General features: G+C 38.3%; 17 protein-coding genes. 5 read left to right on the plus strand and 12 right to left on the minus strand.

Features of this window, described 5'->3' with window-relative positions:
- Positions 1-261: 261 nt before the first annotated feature.
- The 4 genes from dapB to AC1DND_RS02955 form a co-directional block, all read right to left on the minus strand.
- Positions 262-996, minus strand: coding sequence for a 4-hydroxy-tetrahydrodipicolinate reductase (gene dapB / locus AC1DND_RS02940; RefSeq protein ID WP_477578971.1), 735 nt, complete (start codon positions 994-996; stop codon positions 262-264).
- Positions 997-1,112: 116 nt separating this feature from the next.
- Positions 1,113-1,460, minus strand: coding sequence for a DUF5683 domain-containing protein (locus tag AC1DND_RS02945; RefSeq protein ID WP_477578973.1), 348 nt, complete (start codon positions 1,458-1,460; stop codon positions 1,113-1,115).
- A complete protein-coding gene (locus AC1DND_RS02950) occupies positions 1,441-2,208 on the minus strand; it encodes a ParB/RepB/Spo0J family partition protein (RefSeq protein ID WP_477578975.1) in 768 nt (255 codons plus the stop codon). Before AC1DND_RS02950 ends, AC1DND_RS02945 begins: the two co-directional genes overlap by 20 nt.
- A gap of 7 nt (positions 2,209-2,215) precedes the next feature.
- Positions 2,216-3,019, minus strand: a complete 804-nt coding sequence (locus AC1DND_RS02955) for a ParA family protein (protein ID WP_477578976.1) — start codon at positions 3,017-3,019, stop codon at positions 2,216-2,218.
- Positions 3,020-3,199: 180 nt separating this feature from the next.
- Between AC1DND_RS02955 and AC1DND_RS02960 the strand changes: the two genes are divergently transcribed.
- Both AC1DND_RS02960 and AC1DND_RS02965 read left to right on the plus strand, forming a co-directional pair.
- Positions 3,200-3,721 carry an NADPH-dependent FMN reductase gene (locus AC1DND_RS02960; RefSeq protein WP_477578978.1) on the plus strand — a complete coding sequence of 174 codons (522 nt, stop codon included), beginning with the start codon at positions 3,200-3,202 and terminating at the stop codon, positions 3,719-3,721.
- Positions 3,722-4,682: 961 nt separating this feature from the next.
- Positions 4,683-6,434 carry a HAMP domain-containing sensor histidine kinase gene (locus tag AC1DND_RS02965; protein ID WP_477578980.1) on the plus strand — a complete coding sequence of 584 codons (1,752 nt, stop codon included), beginning with the start codon at positions 4,683-4,685 and terminating at the stop codon, positions 6,432-6,434.
- 172 nt (positions 6,435-6,606) lie between these two features.
- Here AC1DND_RS02965 and AC1DND_RS02970 read toward each other — a convergent pair whose 3' ends face one another.
- The 4 genes from AC1DND_RS02970 to AC1DND_RS02985 all read right to left on the minus strand — a co-directional run bounded on the left by AC1DND_RS02970 (position 6,607) and on the right by AC1DND_RS02985 (position 11,920).
- Positions 6,607-7,083: an acyl-CoA thioesterase gene (locus AC1DND_RS02970; RefSeq protein ID WP_477578982.1), complete on the minus strand. Its 477-nt coding sequence runs from the start codon at positions 7,081-7,083 to the stop codon at positions 6,607-6,609.
- Positions 7,084-7,553: 470 nt separating this feature from the next.
- Positions 7,554-9,698 (minus strand): glycoside hydrolase family 97 protein, encoded by a 2,145-nt coding sequence (locus AC1DND_RS02975; RefSeq protein WP_477578984.1) that lies wholly within the window; start codon positions 9,696-9,698, stop codon positions 7,554-7,556.
- Between the two features lie 496 nt (positions 9,699-10,194).
- Positions 10,195-11,448: a DUF2130 domain-containing protein gene (locus AC1DND_RS02980; RefSeq protein ID WP_477578985.1), complete on the minus strand. Its 1,254-nt coding sequence runs from the start codon at positions 11,446-11,448 to the stop codon at positions 10,195-10,197.
- A 91-nt stretch (positions 11,449-11,539) separates the two neighbouring features.
- Entirely contained in the window at positions 11,540-11,920 is a 381-nt protein-coding gene (locus AC1DND_RS02985) for an OsmC family protein (protein ID WP_477578987.1), read from the minus strand.
- Between the two features lie 385 nt (positions 11,921-12,305).
- Between AC1DND_RS02985 and AC1DND_RS02990 the strand changes: the two genes are divergently transcribed.
- Positions 12,306-12,671 carry a YtxH domain-containing protein gene (locus AC1DND_RS02990; RefSeq protein ID WP_477578989.1) on the plus strand — a complete coding sequence of 122 codons (366 nt, stop codon included), beginning with the start codon at positions 12,306-12,308 and terminating at the stop codon, positions 12,669-12,671.
- A gap of 229 nt (positions 12,672-12,900) precedes the next feature.
- The gene (locus tag AC1DND_RS02995; protein ID WP_477578990.1) at positions 12,901-13,521 is read left to right on the plus strand and encodes a YdcF family protein; all 621 of its coding nucleotides are present in this window, start codon (positions 12,901-12,903) and stop codon (positions 13,519-13,521) included.
- Positions 13,522-13,606: 85 nt separating this feature from the next.
- On the opposite strand, the gene obgE is transcribed toward AC1DND_RS02995, so the two are convergent.
- From obgE to AC1DND_RS03010, 3 genes are all read right to left on the minus strand, one after another.
- Positions 13,607-14,602: a GTPase ObgE gene (gene obgE / locus AC1DND_RS03000; RefSeq protein WP_477578992.1), complete on the minus strand. Its 996-nt coding sequence runs from the start codon at positions 14,600-14,602 to the stop codon at positions 13,607-13,609.
- A 157-nt stretch (positions 14,603-14,759) separates the two neighbouring features.
- Positions 14,760-15,335, minus strand: coding sequence for an adenylate kinase (locus tag AC1DND_RS03005; protein ID WP_121283653.1), 576 nt, complete (start codon positions 15,333-15,335; stop codon positions 14,760-14,762).
- Between the two features lie 442 nt (positions 15,336-15,777).
- Positions 15,778-16,296 carry a hypothetical protein gene (locus AC1DND_RS03010; RefSeq protein WP_477578994.1) on the minus strand — a complete coding sequence of 173 codons (519 nt, stop codon included), beginning with the start codon at positions 16,294-16,296 and terminating at the stop codon, positions 15,778-15,780.
- Positions 16,297-16,528: 232 nt separating this feature from the next.
- Between AC1DND_RS03010 and AC1DND_RS03015 the strand changes: the two genes are divergently transcribed.
- On the plus strand, positions 16,529-17,119 hold the full coding sequence (locus tag AC1DND_RS03015) for a hypothetical protein (protein WP_477578996.1): 591 nt from the start codon (positions 16,529-16,531) through the stop codon (positions 17,117-17,119).
- 660 nt (positions 17,120-17,779) lie between these two features.
- Here the strand turns inward: AC1DND_RS03015 and AC1DND_RS03020 are convergent.
- Positions 17,780-19,474: hybrid sensor histidine kinase/response regulator transcription factor (locus AC1DND_RS03020; RefSeq protein WP_477578998.1), on the minus strand; the 1,695-nt coding region annotated here is incomplete at its 5' end.

Below are 19,474 nucleotides of genomic sequence, written 5' to 3' on the forward strand. Positions count from 1 at the left end.
GTGTAAGCCTCAATAAAAAATACGCGGATGATGGTTGCTGCTACTACTGCAAAAACAATTGCATCAACCCACTCACGGGTTTTAGTTTTTTTCTTCTTTGGGGCATCTTTTTTTCGTTGCCAGAATTTATAATTCATATATCTTATTTTTGGTTTGCGATTTATTAATCGGTTACCTGTTATCTGTACTTCCTTTGATGTGATTTCACAGATTTAGTGATTTCACAGATTATATTGTGCTTTGGTCTTTCAGCTTTAGGCTTTATTCAAAAATATCAGTAATGCTGAAAAATCCTTTTTTATCTTTCAACCATTCTGCCGCCACAACTGCACCTAAAGCAAAACCAGCTCTATTATGGGCAGTGTGTTTAATTTCTATTTCATCTACCTCACTACTGTAAATTACAGTATGTGTACCTGGAATATTTTCTATTCTATGCGATTCTATCAGCAGTTGCTCCGTTTTCGGAAACATTTCAACATCGGTCCCAACCACTTCGTTTAACCATTCTTGTTTTCTGTCCAGGTTATCTACAATCCCTTCTGCAAGGGTAATGGCCGTACCACTTGGTGCATCCAGTTTTTGCGTGTGGTGAATTTCTTCAACCTGCACCTCATAGGCCGGGTAGTTATTCATCAGCTTGGCCAAAGTTTGATTGAGCTTAAAGAATAAATTTACGCCAATACTAAAGTTAGACCCAAAAAGCAACGTATTGTTACTGTTGTTGCAATCGTCTTTTACTTCCTGGAGTTTTCCATACCAGCCTGTTGTACCTACAACTATAGGCACATTGGCATCAAAGCAGGCATCAATATTTTTCAAAACCGAATCAGGCGTACTAAAATCGATAGCTACATCAGCCGATTTTAAATTTTGTCTGGTTAAATCTTCCTGGTTATCGATCGTTATTTTTAAAACAATTTCGTGGCCACGTTCTACTGCAAATTTTTCGATAATCTGCCCCATTTTACCGTACCCTAAAAGCGCAATTTTCATCTGTTTATATTTATTTTCAGTTTTTATTCTTGTTATATCTAACCCTTAGCAACGGATAAACAATTATGATTTCAAATGTAGTATCCTATATTGAATATTCATGATGGTTTCCTATATTAAAATGTTAGTGATAATTTTAATGCAGGCGTTGCATTGAAACCATATATCGAATTGGTGTTAATCATAGATGGCATTACCTTAAAAGAAAGGTTATCATCAATATTGAAGAAATGCAAACGGGCTGCAACATAGGCATCAACTATATTGGCGAAATAAACCAAACCGTAAGAGAACAATACAATCTGTTTATTCCTTCTATAGGTATCTTTACGCTGGGTGATGCCTGAAGTAGAATAACGGCTACCAAAAGGGCCGCTAGGATCAGGTTGATCACCATGCTCAAGGCGATACTGTAACTCTGTCAGCGATAAATTATATTGTTTGCTACTTTCGATGTACGACATGGTAAGTACATTTTTCGCTGCCTTTTAAAGGTACATGCTGCAAATTACGTACAAGCTCTTCTACCTTGCGTACCGATAATCCTTTTTCTAAAATTTCCTGGTGGATAAACAATTGTTTGTCAACACCATCAACGTTAATTAAGGCTCTTGCGTGCCCCATGCTAATTTTCTGATCGCGGATGGAAGCCTGAATAGCTGGCGGAAGTTTTAACAAACGCAGGTAATTGGTAACCGTTGTACGGTTTTTACCTACACGTTCGCCTAATTGCTCTTGTTTTAAGCCTACCTCGTCAATCATCCGCTGGAAACTCAATGCCACTTCAATGGCATTTAAATTTTCGCGTTGAATATTTTCGATCAAGGCCATTTCCAACATCTGTTGGTCGTTGGCACTGCGGATGTAAGCAGGAATCTGTGTTAAGCCAGCTAACTTCGAAGCCCTGAACCTACGCTCGCCAGAAATGAGCTGGTATTTGTTTGCGCCAAGTTTTCTAACTGTAATTGGTTGTATTAAACCTTGTATCTTAATCGAATCGGCAAGCTCGTTTAAAGCTACCTGGTCAAATTCGGTACGTGGCTGGTATGGATTGGTTTCAACTTCAGTTAAACTTACGTGACTGATATTGCCAATCTGCTCGGTTTCGCTAACAGCATTTACCTGCTGTTTCGGCGGATGAGAAGATTCGCTATCATCTAAAAGCGCACTTAACCCTCTTCCTAAACCTGTTTTTCGCTGAAAAGATGTCATCTATAATTTATAAAGTTGCTGTTCCTATGTTTTCTTCTTCCTTTAAAAGGCCGTTTTTCTTCACAATTTCGCGGGCAAGATTAAGGTAGTTAATGGCACCTTTGCAATTGGCATCGTGCATAATTACCGAAACGCCATAACTAGGTGCTTCACTTAAACGTGTATTACGCTGAATAATGGTATCGAAAACCAGTTCGTGGAAATGTGTTTTTACCTCTTCTACCACTTGGTTTGATAAACRTAAACGCACATCGTACATGGTTAATAAAATACCTTCAATTTCCAGATCAGGGTTTAAACGGTTCTGAACAATCTTTATGGTATTTAATAATTTACCCAAACCTTCAAGCGCGAAATACTCACACTGAACAGGAATAATAACCGAATCGGCCGCTGTTAAAGCATTGATGGTGATTAAACCTAAAGATGGTGAACAATCGATGATAATAAAATCATACTGATCTTTTATCTTCTCCAAAACCGCTTTCATTTTGTACTCGCGGTTGTTCAGGTTAATCATCTCGATTTCTGCACCAACCAGATCGATGTGGGCGGGCAGTAAATCTAAATTTGGTGTATCCGTTTTTTGGATGGCCTGTAAAGGATCGATATCATTAATGATACACTCATAAATACTATCTTTAATATTCCGGGGATCGAAACCGATACCTGAAGTCGAATTTGCCTGAGGATCAGCATCAACCAGTAAAGTTTTGTATTCTAATACGGCCAAACTCGCAGCCAGGTTTATAGATGAAGTTGTTTTACCAACACCACCTTTTTGATTTGCTAATGCAATAATTTTGCTCATCTATGTATCCGAAATTTACTTAACGTTTATTTGGGCTGTGTTATTTATGCCTTTTAATTGGCAAAAAGTTCTATTTTTGCGTTGTTTACGGCCTTTTTCACAATCAGCTAAGATACAAACTATATGGCAATTTTAGCAAGAAGCGTGTTTGGGTTTTACACATCTTATTAACAATTATCCATGATCACAATTATAGCCGCAACCAACAGGCCCAATAGCAATACGCTAAAAGTTGCTAAATATTACCAAAGGCAACTAAAAGAAAAAGGAACCGATGCCAATTTGTTCAGCCTGGAGCACCTGCCTATAGATGTTTTGAATACGGATATGTATGGCAAACGATCGGAAGCTTTTCAAAAAATCCAAAACATGATTAATAACACCGAAAAGTTTTTATTTATCATGCCCGAGTACAATGGAAGCTACCCAGGTGTACTAAAAGTATTAATAGATGCCTGCAATTTCCCTGATAGTTTTTATGATAAAAAGACCGCTTTAGTCGGCATCTCTTCTGGTAAATATGGCAACATCCGCGGGGTTGACCATTTCACAGGCGTTTGCCATTATATTCATCTGCATATTTTGCCCTTACGTTTRCACATTCCGAATATTAAAACAGAGTTAGATGCAGAGGGTAATTTCAATCATCCGGATACCATCAAGTTTACCAACGAGCAGATAGATAAGTTTATCAAATTCTAATCGTCATTCATTTTTTCCTGCACCCTGCAGCCCTAAATCTTATTACCGGCCACGCCACCTAAACCCGATGGGAAGCGGCACGCAGTAAAGCTGACAGTTGGACTGCATTTCCCTAAATGCCCAAAACTGCTTTTCGAAAAAAATAAAACGCTATTCTTCTTTTGAAAAGCAAAGCCTGTGTTTCATATTAGTGTCACTCCTGCTTTCTGTTACAAGTCCTCGCTACGCTGTGGGCTTTCCACGTCAATCAGGTTTAGGAAACAAAAGACAGCGCCATAACCTTAAAAATCGTTCAGTCTAAATTAAATTTTCATTTTCTGCACCCTGCAGCCCTAAATCATGGTACAGACCGTGCCACCTAAACCCAATGGAAGCGGGCACGAAGTAAAGCGGACAGTGGGAAGTATTATCCTAAATGCTTCCGAACCTGCTTTCCAAAAAAAAAGCTAATATTTATTTTTTGTTTTGAAAAGCAAAACCTGTATTTCATAGGAACGTTTGTCCCTGCTCTCCGCTTTACTCCGTTTCACTCCGTGTTCGCTGCGATCAGGTTTAGGGAACAAAAAACAGTGGTTTAAAATCCAAAACCAATCGTTCAAAATGACAAAAACCCTTCCAAAATGAAAAGGTTTTTTGCTTAAAACAATTTCAAAAACATCATAAAAGACTATAAAACAATAACTTAAACAATAACCCAATCTACTGGCATAGCTATTGACTACAGGCTAAACAGATGCTATTTATTTAACCTTTGTTATGTAATTTAGTTAATCAGGAAACAGATTTAAATTATAACCTATTTTTACACAAAAAAGAGAAAAATTGCTTTGCGTTAATAGCAAAAATCTCTCCGCCCTTTGCGGTTAAACAAAAAAGTCATGAAACCATCAATGATTTACAAAACTTCACAATAAATAAGTAAATCATGATAGCTTCATCACCATTAAAAAAATAAAAACAGATGAAAATAAAAACCAAGCTCCGCCTCGGATTCGGGTTTCTCTTTATACTTGTTTTATCCTTTGGATTAATCGCGCTCTTTTTCTTAAACGAGCTTTCCGATAAATCGAAGGTAATTCTTAAAGACAACTATAAATCGTTGAAATATGTTGCTGCTATGCGCAATGTAATCGATCAGAACCAATTTCCATTAAGCAGTACTCAACTGGCTGTATTTAGGGAAAACTTAAAAAATGAAGGGTTAAACATTACCGAACCCGGCGAAAAAGTGGCTTTCCAGAAATTAGCAACGGCTTTCAACGTACTAAACGGCCCACAATCGTTAACCATTAAAGAAAATAGCATTAAAAATTTGCGCGTTGCGCTACAAAATATCGAACAGGTAAATATGAAGGCCATTTACGATAAAAATGAATTGGCTAATGAAACCTCATCGAGGGCAAACCTCTACATCATGATTGCCGCTACCCTGAGTTTTATTATCCTCTTTACGTTCATTGTAAACTTTCCAGGTTTTGTGGCCAACCCTCTTGCTGAATTTAGTGCTGCGATAAAGCAGATCAGTCGTAAAAATTATAAACAGCGCCTGCATTTCGAAAACGAAGATGAGTTTACAGAACTGGCAGATTCCTTTAACGGAATGGTAGTTAAATTAAACGAATGGGAAAACAGCAACTTATCTAAAATTAAATCCGAAAAATCGCGTATTGAAGCCATTATTGCACAAATGCAGGATGCTATAATCGGCTTAAATGAAAAGGGAGAAGTACTCTTTCTAAATCATCTGGCTGCAAAACTGATGAGTCTGGATGAAGATAAGGTTATTGGCCAAAACGTGGCCGAACTGATGCAAAAAAACGAGCTGCTTAAACGGATCATTAAACCGGAAACAGAGGACAATACCTTAAAAATTTATGCTGATGATAAAGAATCTTATTTCCTGTTGGAAAACCGCGAAATCATCATCCCAAATTATGAAGAGCAGGATGAAAACACTTTAATTGCCTCATCTAAATCTGCAGGAAGCGTTTACACGTTAAAAAATATTACGCAGTTTAAAGAGCTCGATGAAGCCAAAACAAATTTTATCGCTACAGTTTCGCACGAGTTAAAAACACCACTATCATCTATCAAAATGAGCTTGAAATTGCTAAACGATGAGCGTGTGGGCACCATGAACGAAGAACAGCATGAGCTGCTCAACCACATCAAAGAAGATAGCGACAGATTGCTAAAAATCACCAGCGAACTTTTAGATCTTTCGCAAGTAGAAACCGGTAATTTAAAACTCACTTTTGCCATAACCAAACCCGAAGAAATTGTAAGTTATGCCGTTGATGCCGTTAAATTTCAGGCTGAACAAAAATTGATTCAACTGGTACTTAACTGCAGTCAGAACTTGCCGGATGTGAATGCTGATATCCAGAAAACAGCCTGGGTACTGGTTAACTTTTTATCTAATGCATTGCGGTACAGTTCAGAAAAATCGAAGGTAATCATCGATGTTTTCCAAAAAGACAAGTTTATCGAATTTTCTGTGCGCGATTTTGGAAAAGGCATCGACGAAAAATATCAGAAAAGATTATTCGACAGGTATTTCCAGGTACCAACAGATGGACAGAATAAATCGGGCTCCGGATTGGGCCTCGCCATTTCTAAAGATTTTATTGAAGCCGAAAACGGAAAAATATGGGTGGTAAGCGCCATTGGCGAAGGCAGCAAGTTTTGTTTCAGCTTGCCAGTTGTAGAATAGATTCCGCGTTTTTTTTACCACAGAGGACACCGAGTTTTGCACTGAGGTACACAGAGTATAAAACAAATACAATAGCTATGCGCTTAACTCGGTGTGCTCCGTGGCCTACCCTCTGTTTTCTCTGTGGTTAAACTGAAGATGATTATGCTGCCAAACGCTCAGCGCCTTACGTTTACACTATATAAGGCTCCATTTCCTTATCAATGCTTTTACGCAGTTCCATTAATTTAATGGCGTAGCCATGCATGGCAACTTCTTTTTCGGTTTTTGGCTTAAAGGCTGGGATTCCTTTTGGCTGCCCATCGTCGTCTACTGCAACAAAAACAATAATACAGTGTGTATTCTTAACAAAATCGGTTTGCCCTACTGGTTTCGAAAAAGCATCAACGGCAATATGCATACTGGTTTTACCCGTGTAAATAATTCGTGCTTCCATTTTAACCAAGTGCCCGATATGAACAGGATGAAAAAAACGGATTCCCCCAACATAAACCGTTACACAATAAGTTTGGCTCCATTGTAAAGCACAGGCAAAAGCAGCCTGATCGATCCATTTCATCATCATCCCACCATGTACCTTACCTCCATAATTAACATCAGAGGGTTCGCTTAAAAATTGAAGTTCGATATGGTTTTTGGTTCTGGGCATGGTAATATTTCGTTAAAAATTGCTTGGTTTTAATGTCTTTGCTAAGATATTATAAAATAAGCTATTTTCCTGCGGTCAGCTGTTATGATCTGTTAAGATGACTCGGCACAATTAACTGCCAATTACAAAAATAGTCCCGCAGATTTAAGATGATTAACGCAATTGATTATTTTTCTGCGGCTATCAGTGAGATCTACGGGAAAGAACTCTCACAGCGGTCGTCATCCTGAGTTCATCTCAGGATCTGACTCGCGTAATGGATATAATCGCGCTGTCAGATGTTACCATCTGACTCCACAAAATATTAACCACAGATAAAAAGGATAAACACAGATAGATATCTTTGATCCGTGTTTATCTGTGTCCATCCGTGGCAAAAAAACAATAAAAAAGTCGTAGCGAGACGCTACGACTAGAAGAGAATCAGTTGGTAACAACCGACACCACATCAAACTGCCCCACCTATCGAATTATTTCGCCATAATACTAATCGCGTATCCTCCACCTGGTGCACAATATTGAGCTAATTTAGTTTTGTTGGTTACCTCCATTTTACGAATGGTATAGGCTTTAGGGTTGGTTTCGTAATGGGCATCTTTTGCATCGGCATAAATGGTTGCGGTATATTTTTTGCCAGGATCCAAAAAGCTAAAATCAATTTTAGATGTCCGCGCCACTTCATCATTGGTGCGACCAACAAACCAGTTGTTTTTACCTTTCGCCTTACGCGCAAAAGTGATATAATCGCCTGGTTCTGCTTCTAAAACTTTGGTATCGTCCCAATCTACCGCCACATCTTTAATAAACTGAAAAGCATCCATGTACTTGTTATAAGTTTCAGGCAAATCGGCAGCCATTTGCAGCGGACTATACATGGTAACATAAAGTGCCAACTGGCGAGCCAATGTACTATGCACAAAAGAGGTATTTTCGGGATTATAAACACTTACTTTAGTTTCAAAAATACCTGGGGTATAATCCATTGGCCCACCTATTAAACGTGTAAAGGGTAAAATGGTAGTGTGATCAGCATTGTTCCCTCCAAAAGCTTCATATTCTGTCCCCCTTGCCGATTCGTTTCCGATTAAGTTCGGATAAGTACGTGCCAGGCCTGTTGGGCGAACAGCCTCATGTGCATTCACCATTATTTTATATTCCGCTGCTTTTTGGATGGCATACAGGTAATGATTGTTTAACCATTGGCCATAATGATGCTCTCCCCTTGGGATCATGTTGCCTACATAACCGCTTTTAACGGCATCGTAGCCATTGGCTTTCATAAATTTATAAGCGCTATCTAAATGGCGCTCATAATTACGTACCGACGAAGAAGTTTCATGGTGCATAATCATTTTAATGCCTTTGCTTGCAGCGTAACGGTGCAGTTCTTTTACATCGAAATCGGGATAGGGCGTTACAAAATCAAACACATAATCTTTTGTTTTACCGAACCAATCCTCCCAGCCCTCGTTCCAGCCTTCAACCAAAACAGCATCCAATCCGTTTTTAGCAGCAAAATTGATGTATTCTTTTACATGTGCGGTATTTGCAGCATGTTTCCCGTTGGGATTTGTTTTTGCATAATCGGTTACGCCCAATTGCACACTGGTTAAATCATTATAGGCCCAGGTACTTTTACCTGTAATCATTTCCCACCAAACACCTACATACTTGGTTGGCTTTATCCACGATACATCTTTAAATTTTGTTGGCTCGTTTAAGTTATAGGTTAGCTTTGAGGTTAAAATGTCACCTGCTTTATCACTCACAATAATGGTTCTCCAGGGCGATAAACAGGGTGCCTGCAAATAACCTTTATCGCCAACTGCATCAGGTGTTAACCACGATTCTAAAACCATATTTTTATCGTCGAGATTTAACGACATTAGCGAATAGTTGATTAATGCCGCTTCATGGATATTGATGTACAAACCATCTTTGCTCTTCATCATCAACGGCGTTTGTAAACCCGTTGGTGAGAAAGTAGTTTGTGAAGCATTCGGCGTTATAGCAGTCTTCATTTTACCTCGTACTTCTGATAAGTTTGAGGTTACCGTACTGTATTCCTGTGTATCATAATCACCAGGAAGCCAAAATGCTTTATGATCGCCAGCTAAGGCAAACTGGGTTTTCTCTTCTTTAATTACGAAATAATCTAAGTTTTTTTGTTCAGGAAATTCATATCTAAAACCCAAGCCATCGTTAAACAAACGTAACCGCACAATGATATAGCGGTTAGTTTCCTTTTGCGTTAAAGTTACCGCCAGTTCGTTGTAATGATTTACAATTTCTTTTACTTCGCCCCAAACTGGTTTCCAGGTCTCGTTAAAAGTACTGGTTTTGGTATCACTTATGGTAAAACCGTTCATTAAAGATTTACCATCTTTAAGTTCAAGCCCCAGCTTACTGGTTTTAATAACGTCTTTTCCTTTGTACTTTAAGCTATAGGTTGGCACTCCCCCTTCGGCCAAAGCAAAACTGGCTACTAAATTGCCATCCGGCGACTTCAAATTCTTTCCGGGAACGTTCCCGAAAACATTCCCAAAAAATAGCAAAGTGCATATTAAAGTAAGGATTTTAAAGCGGTTAAAGGATTGGTTAGGTTTCTTATTCATGTTATCATTTATTTTTGTTATTCCTATTTATATACATTAGAACTTGCAGGTTTTGGTTTCTTTAATACAAAAACGCATTTGATTAAATACAATTTATATCTAAGTTAGATACTAATCCGGTATAACCTGATACAAAAAGTATTTCTACTTTACTATGTTTCGGTTTGTGACGACACGAACCGCGGCGGAGGTTAATATTAATGGCCTCATTGAGCGCTACGCCGTTTAAAAACCTGCGAGGTCTAGTCACGCAATATCTCCGCGTTAGGGATTGTAAGGGTTCAGTACCGATCCTTCATCGGTACCGGAGCGAAGCGTAGCCCTGAAAAGCCCGCCCCTTTCCCGTTTTTCACGGGATTGGGGAACGCCAAAACAAGCTGGCAGTTTGCAGTTCACACCTGGCGATGAGCAACGTCAGTCTATTCAAAATAGATCCTGAAACAAGTTCAGGATGACGATACGATATAAAAATCGGAACGGGATGACGTATTGCGAGTTACTCTAAAAGCAAGGTATCATCATCTTCATCGGTTAAGCTCAGCTGCACACTATCGCTACCCGCAATACCTTCTATCGAACCGCGGATATGGGTCGCATTTAACAATACTTTTTCTAACTGCTTTTCACGTGCTTTCCATAAGCGTTCCATCGCATCACGCTCGCGTTGTATGGATAGTTTCATGCTCATAAAACCTTCTCTAATGGCTTTCCATTGTTCTGAAAACTCTGCTCCCATTAAATAATCGTAAAGCATGTGCATTTTTTCGCCGCGGTTTTCCTGCGATTTTACTGCACCTGCCAAGCGCAAAATACCTTCGCGCAACACGTATGCTACAGCATTTACTTCTTCGAAAGAGCAAATCCAAACCCCATCGCGCTGCCCGAAACAATCCATGCCTTTTGGGTAACATTGACTTACGATTACCGCTACATCAATACCCATACTGCGCATATCTTTTTTCAGTTTTTCGATCCAGTCGCCACCAAAATCTTTGGTACGCTTGCTTTCGTAAATAATTTTACCGCATTCCTGTCCAAATTGGTTGCGTACCACCTGTACACAATCTGCACCACGCACTCCTTTGCCAACTTCTTCAATTAAATCGAAAGGATAATTGGTACGAAGCAATTCTTCCAAAATCAGTTCCTGCACTTCGCCCTGCAATTGCATACTGCCCTGCTCAGCCTTACGTTTCATTTCTTCGGCCAATTTTTTCTGGTCGTCGAGCTGTTTTTCCAATTCCTTTAAACGCAATTGGTGTTCGGTATCTTTAATACTATTTTTTTCTGCCTCTTGCTTACGGATCTGTTCTACCAACTCGTTACGCTGCTCTTGCATTTTACGTTGAAAGGCAAGTTCCATTTCTTCTTCCTTTACTTTAAGGCTTTCCTCGCGGCGTAAAAACTCCAGTTCTTTTTCGCGGGCCAACTTTAGTTTTTCAGCATTGTCTTTCGCATTACCTTCGAGCATTTGCAGTTTTGTTTCAAAATCGGCCGAAATACTTTTACGCAGGTTTTCCTCCAGATTATCCTTAAGCTTGGTTTTCTCTTCAGCAAGTTTGGCATCAAAAGCTTTCAATTGCTGTTGTTTTTCTGATTCAAAAACCTGCAGTTTACGTTGATATTCTTCATCTTTCTGCCTTGCATAAGCAGCCGCTTTCTCACGTAACTCTTTCTTATAATCTTCTGCCATGGCTTCTTCCATCGGAAAAACATGGGCACAGTTGGGGCATTTTATTTCGGTAGGCATAAATTATTTTTTTACCACAGCGAACGCTCGGGTTTTGACAAAGATATTAAAGCTTTTTATCAATGTATAAACGAGTTTTGCACCGTTAGCATTAAAGTACCTTCGATCTGATTTCGTGACCGGATGCTAAAATTTTACTTACCGGGCATTTTGCGGCAATTTCTTCCAATCTGATTTTTTGTTCTTCGGTAAGTATTCCTGTACATACAATTTCTTCAAAAAATATGGTTTCCCCATTTTCGGTATCAATATTTACTTCTACCTCAATTCTATCAATTGGCCATTCCTTTCTATCGGCATACATTCTTAAGGTAATGGCTACACACGATGCTAAAGAGGCCATTAACAATCCTTTTGGGGCAAAGCCTTTATGTGTACCACCCAATTCTAAAGGCTCGTCTACTATAATATCATGAGAACCATTTGTTACAGAACATGCATAATGCTCTTTATTTATTGTCGCTTTTACCATATGATTAGTTTTAGTATCCCAAATATTGTGCTTTAACTTTAAACTTAGGTAAAAGTCTGGTCTTTTTTTGAAAACGGATGTCGCAATTTCATGACTGTTGCAGTTTTGCCTTTCGCTGCGGCCCCTACTTAGGTCTTATCAATATAGATACATTAAATTTTAAGATTTCTTTACCGCTCCTTGTCACAGCAGCATTGCCATCTAAACCCGATTTTAGCGAATGCTCTCGATTTAAGCACTTATTTATGGTGTGCTTGCTTGTTTCACAGGTTTCATCGGAGCAGAAGCTGGATTGTTTTTCCAAAAACTACTGCACTTGCTTTCCAAATCAAAAAACATCCAAACATTATAACCCTGCATTTGTTCTTTTTAAAAATGCTACGTTATGAAATACAGAAAGTTAATCGGAAAATATTTAAAGCACGAATCGGATAACAGTGCAAAAATAGCACTGGCCTTAGTTGCTGGTTTAGCGGCGGGTGCAGTTATTAGTATTTTATTTGCTCCTGATAGCGGCGCAGGTACCCGTGGAAAAATTGTTGGCGGAGCTAAAAATCTACGTTACGGCTTTCAAGACAAATACAACCTTTTAAAAGAGAAGGTTTTTGGCGTAGAAGCCATCGAAGAAGATATTATCGAACATGAAGTGCCTCATTTTAAACATAAGGTTGTTAAGAAACGTAAATMGGATGTGCAGGAAATTTTAGAAAATGCACACGAAAATGGCCAGGTACAAGAAGGACAAGGATAAAATGTGGCAAGGTATTAATTGATTATACTTTAACCAATTAATACCTTGCCTCCCCCCTTTATCATTTAAACAAATTCTTAGTTTTACAGGATAATATCTGTATATGATTTTTATCCTCTCAAAGATTTTGCTTTTCGTCATTAAACCTATAGTGTGGATTTTTGTGCTTTTGATTTTTGCAATTGCATCAAAACAATCTAAACAAAGGAAAAGGTATTTAATCTGTATTTTGATTATTTTCTTCTTTTTCTCTAATGGCTTTATTGTTGGGAAAATAATAAGCAGTTATGAAGCTGACTATCCCAGGGCAGGTAAATTCGATGTCGGAATAGTACTTGGGGGCTTCTCTGGTTTAAACAAACGAAATAATGAAATTGCGTTTAATTGGGCAGGAGATAGATTATTCCAAGCAATCGCACTTTATAAAAAAGGACAGATTAAGCAGATATTACTTAGTGGTGGGAGCGCAAATTTAATAGACCAAAAAATTAAAGAAGCTGATTTAGCCATTCAGTACTTAAAATTGATCGGCATTCCTGATTCTGCAATCATGATTGAAAACCATAGCAGAAATACAATCGAAAATGCAAGGTACAGCCTCGCACTCATCGCGAAAAGCAAGCCTAAAGCTAAAATTTTGGTGATTACCAGTGCATGGCACATCCCAAGGGCAAAACTGATTTTTGATAAACAAGCCAAACAGAAAATTGAATATTACCCAACAAATTTTTCTGGAGATACTGAATTCGACTTAAGTGATATCATTATTCCAAATACCAGTGCATTAGGCGTATGGGAAATGTTATTTAAAGAATGGATTGGTTTGGCGGTAGACGGTTTGAGAGCCTAGTTTGGTTAATAGTTCATTAGTTCACTGGGTCATTAGTCAGGAGTAGAAACTAATAAACAACTGACCATTGAACTAATGAACTGCTTTATCCTTCAATTGCTTTCCAAAGCATATCTTTCAGTTCTAAAATATTTTTTTCAGCTACTGACGAAATAAATATAGATGGAATGTTTGGCAGACCCTGTTTCATTTCTTCCATCAGTTCTTCATCTAACATATCTGATTTGGTAATGGCTAAAACATGCGGTTTCTGCATTAATTCAGGATTGTAAGATTCCAGTTCGCTTTTAAGGATTTCGTACTCTTCTTTGATAGAACGGCTTGTATCAGCCGGGACCATGAATAACAATACCGAGTTACGTTCAATGTGGCGTAAGAAACGATAGCCTAAACCTTTACCTTTTGACGCACCTTCGATAATCCCAGGGATATCGGCCATTACAAAAGATTTTCCACCCCTGTAACTTACAATACCCAGATTAGGAACAATGGTAGTAAAAGGATAATCGGCAATTTCTGGCTTAGCAGCCGAAACTACCGAAAGCAATGTAGATTTTCCTGCATTTGGGAAACCAACCAAGCCAACATCGGCCAAAACTTTTAATTCTAAAATGTTCCAAACCTCTTGTCCCTGCTCACCCGGTTGTGCAAAGCGCGGTGTTTGCTGAACCGAATTTTTAAAGTGTGCATTCCCTAAACCACCACGGCCACCAGCTGTTAAAATCTTAGTCTCGCCATCTTTGGTAATTTCGAAAAGGATTTCTCCAGTTTCAGCATCTTTAGCAATGGTACCAAGCGGAACCTCCAGGATCTCATCCTTACCTTGTTTACCGAATTTATGGGAACTACCGCCTGCTCCACCATCTTCAGCAATAATGTGCTTACGGTATTTAAGGTGCAATAATGTCCAGATATGGATACTGCCTTTAACGATAATGTGGCCACCACGACCGCCATCACCACCATCGGGGCCACCCATTGATGTTAAAATATCACGATGTAAATGTGCCGAACCTGCCCCGCCCTTACCAGAACGGCAACAAATTTTTACATAATCTACGAAATTCGAACCCTRTGACATATTTTAATATTGAAATGTTAATACTGGAACGTCGAAAACAACAATTCCTTTAAAATTAAAGAGTTATAACGTTTTAACATTATAACTCTTTTTATGTTTTTGAATATTGGATCGGGAATTAATTAAAACCTTCTCTTTTATATCCGCTACTTGAACTTTATACCTTATACTGATCGATTACAGCGCAAAGATCATTATATACTGTTTCAATTTCACCTATTCCGTTTACTTTGTTCAACTTTCCTTGCTCTTCATAATAAGGCAATACGTGGATGGTTTTATCAAAATATTCTGAAATCCGTTTTTTTAATTTTTCAGCGTCATCATCAGGACGGCCGCTGGTTTTGTGACGTTCGGCAATACGTTTTGTTAACTCGTCCTGGTCAACATCTAAAGCAATAACGCCAGCAATTTTACTGCCTTTACGCTCTAAAAACAGATCAAGCTCTATTGCTTGTGGAACGGTACGCGGAAATCCATCAAACACAAATCCTTTAGCATCAGGATTTTTATCTACCTCTTCTTCAAGCATGGCAATTGTAATGGCATCTGGAACCAATTCTCCATCAGCTAACAATTGACTTACTTTTTTTCCTAATTCGGTTTCTCCTTTAACGTGTGCTCTAAAAAGATCGCCTGTTGAAACGTGTACCAACTGATATTTTGCAATCAGCTTTTCAGATTGGGTGCCTTTACCCGCCCCTGGAGGGCCAAAGAGAACTAAATTAAGCATTCAAGTTGTTTAGGTTGTCTTCAAAAATTAAAAAAGCCTTATTCCTATGGCTCTGTTAAAAGTAATATTCAAATCACTGATTAATAGGATTAGACATTGCTTACTTTCAAGGCTGCAAATATATAATTATTAATTTAGATGCCATTTAAAATTGACGATTTATTTAAAAATGGGCTATTTTAATGACATTTATCTTCTTCTAAGAAGAATCTTGTGCCATTTTTATATTTAACAGAATTTTCTTCAAATACTAACGGGTCTGACCAAACAATCCTTTTACATTTTTATTAAATTTTACTAAAAACTTAGGTATTTGTAACATTACTGAGCTGATATCCTCCAATATACCTAGATTGTAAAAAACGAAATGCCGCGATGCTGCCATCAGCAGAAAAACATTTATCGCCTAGAATAGAAGAACCATTTTTATTGATCCTCAAATCTAAAAGTCGGCGATATCAAGAGCCCTCTTGCTAAATTTCAGATAAGTAACAATAACTTTCGATCCAATTTTATAACGGTTATAATCCTCTTGCTTAACCTCAATCCTTATTTTTTCATTTTTAATTAGGCCCGAAAAAGTCAGGTATTCTGCATGCTCTGTTTTGTCCCGACCGATAACTACACTCGTTAATCTGTTTTTACCGTTTAGTTTATCTTTCTTCCAATTGTATTTGCTATACCTATCTACCAACCAGGCAATGCAGTAGCAAAAACTAAACATTAATAATCCTATAGCTGCAAAAGCGATATAGTCGTAATACTTCAGATTGTTGAGCGTTTCCTTTTCTACAGCTAAAGCAGCGATTATCCCAATAAAGAATATAGCAGCAACAAGCGTAATTACTGCGATTCTCATAATTGTTTTTTGCGCTGTCTCCATTTGCGCTATTTCATCTTCAGTCAATGGAATATTTTCCTGTAACTGTATTTGCTTATAGTCTATTTGATGATTCTCCATTTATTCCCTAGATCTGTAGCAGATTAATAATTGTCCTCAACCAATAGCCGTTAGGGAGCAGTGACTATACCTTCTCGGTTAGATCGTGCTCTTGCCAGCGCAAACATTAACAGCAGGACAATTAAAGCAAAAACATTTTTCATTTCTATTTTCAGCAAAGGAGGTGAATTAAATTTTTCCTTTTTATTTAGGAAATTCAACCCACAAGTGATATTTATCCAATTAGTTATTTATGAATACCTATCACTTCCATTTTAATAACGGCCAAAAAAACTCAACTATTCTGTTTTGGTTTTTCACCACCTTGCTGACTATTTCATTAACAGCCATCGTTTTACTACTACATCCGGATGCACTTTTCCCGGCCTGGCTATTGCTGATCTCCTTACCATTAATGTTTATGGCCATTTACAGGTTGTTTAAAGTGGCCTCCGAAAGGCGGTCGGGAGAAATTGTTTCACTAAGTAAAGAAGGCTTTACCAGTTCCTGTTTCGGTTCTGTTTTGTTTTCAGAAATATACTCCATTCAGGTTCCCGTAAAGCAAATAGGCCTTTTTGGGGGGCTACAGCAAGACTATTACAAAAACACAGACATAGATATTCCTTACCTGGAATTTTCGATCACCACTCAGGATGGAAAAAGGTTAAATTGGATATTGAATGAGTGGGGCGGAATTTATAACTCAGAAGAAGAATTTTTAATTTTCTTTAACTTTCTTACAGCGCTAACCAATCAGCTGTATCAACTTTATCACGTTAATGAGCCATATAACAGCTATTTAAAAATTCTTGGCGAGAAAGGTTCCTGGGAAAAGCGAGGTTAAGCTAAAAAGGCCTTTCAAACTGAACAACAAAAAAGAGGGTGTACCATAAAGGCGATTTCACCTCAGATGCTGTCATGTTGAGCCTGTCGAAACACCTTAAAGGAGTATTTAAACAGGTCCTTCGACAGACTCAGGATGACAAATCTATATTTATGATACAACTTCTTCAAGTGCACTTTTGGAGACTACTGTTGAACAATTAATTCCATTGCTCACGCTGTTTAACAACATGAAATCAGGGTCAAAATAGCTGTTTTAGCTGAGCCAGTGTACTTTTCTTAAATTCAACAATTTTTAACTTATTTTATAAATTGAGCGTTTTTCGAAAAAAATTTTGGTGTTTGAAATTAGGCTGAAAAGTCTAATAAATCTTTGAATAAAAAGTTCAAGGGAGTTTAGTGAACCATCATTAAACCTCTATTTCCCTTCCTTGAAGGCATTAAAAATTTATATTTCCCGAATTATTAAATGTAATGGCAGAGACCGAATCTGGATGAGGACTTTTGTAAAAAGATTTTAGTGATCAATCGGTTATTACGCCTTAAACCACATGTCAGATAAACTCCGACAACATACATCTTATGCTATACATTAGATACAACTATATCGACCTGTTGCAAAACATTAAAAACGGTTAAATTTTCTTTCAACCATGGTTACTTAAGGTGTTTTTTCTAGATAATCTGAGGGGGCAACGCCAAACTGTTTGCGAAACTCCTTACTAAAATACTTTCTATCGTTAAAACCAACAGCATAGGCGACCTCTGCAATACGGAGTTTCTTTTCATCCAATAACTGAGCTGCTCTTTTTAACCGCTGCAATTTGATAAAATCAGCTATAGAGAGATCGGTAAGTGATTTTATTTTTTTATACAAAACCGTTTGGCTCATCCCAATTCCATCAACTAACATGCCTACGTTAAAATCTACATTTTCCATATTGTCTTCCACCAGCTGCATGAGTTTGTTCAGAAACTTTTCATCTGGCGATTCTACATCCAATTTTCGTGGCGTAAGCATAATCTGCCTGGTGTATTTCTGTTTCAATTCCTCCCGTCCCTGTAAAAGGTTGCGTATATTTAATTCAAGTACCTGAATACTGAAAGGTTTTGTAATATAAACATCAGCCCCTGCTTCAAGTCCGTTAACCTGGTGCAAGTGAGAAGCCATTGCGGTGAGCATAATTACCGGAATATGGTTCGTCCGCTCCTCCTGCTTTATTCTCATACAGAGTTCCAGTCCGCTCAGTTCTGGCATTGTTACATCACTCACTATAATATCAGGAACATGTTCAATAGCAGCTTCCCAGCCCTTTAATCCATCAATACTTTCGAGGATATGATAGGTAGCTTTTAGCGACTGTACAATAAACCCCCTTAATTCATCATTATCCTCCACAACAAGTACCGTATATTTTTTCTCAACAATCGCCTCAGCATCTTCACCCGAAAGCCTTTYTGCTAGCTGTCCGGGCACATCTTCCAATATTTTTAGCGCACTATCGCCTGCTAACAGCTCTTCCGCTGAAAAATGTTCTTTTCCAGAACGGAGCAAGATCGTTAAACTGGTCTTACCATTTTTCCCTTCAACAGCTGGCTCACTTGAAACGGAGATCTGCCCTTTGTGCAGGTCCACTATATCTTTAACAAGGGCAAGCCCTATTCCCCAGCCTTCGGCCATAACACCACTTGATTTTACCTGATAAAAATTGGTAAACACTTTATCCTGCACATCTAATGGAATACCAATGCCGTTATCGGTTATCGTGACTTTAGCTTGCCCATCATGTTCTGCAATCGTGAAGATTATTTTTCCGCCATTAGGTGTATATTTAAAAGCATTGGAAAGGATATTGTAAAACACCTTCTCCATTTGGCCAGCATCAAAATATATCAAAACTTCTTCCTGTTTACTGTTGAATTGATAATCGATGTTTTTGAGTTCTGCCAAGCTCAGATAGGAACGGTAGATATTATGGCTAAAAGCAACCAGATCATTTTTAGAAACGTGTAGATTAACATGTCCGCTTTCTATTTTCCTGAAATCAAGTAGTTCGCTTATTAACCGCAACAACCGATCAGTATTTCTTCTGATGCCGACCAGCGAATGGTTAACTGTACTGTTCTCTTGCGTCAGTTTGATCAGCTTTTCCAGAGGAGCGAAAATCAAGGTCAATGGCGTGCGGATCTCGTGCGAAATCCTGGTAAAAAAATCGAGTTTCATCTGGAAAAGCTCCTGCTGTTGCTCGCTATGCAGCTGTTCGTAATAGAGTTTCGATTCTAATCTCTGCTGTCTTCTGGTAAACCGGAGTACAAAATACAAGGATAGACCTGCTATTGTAAAATACAACAGGTA

Source organism: Pedobacter sp. 01N416 (assembly GCF_056399685.1).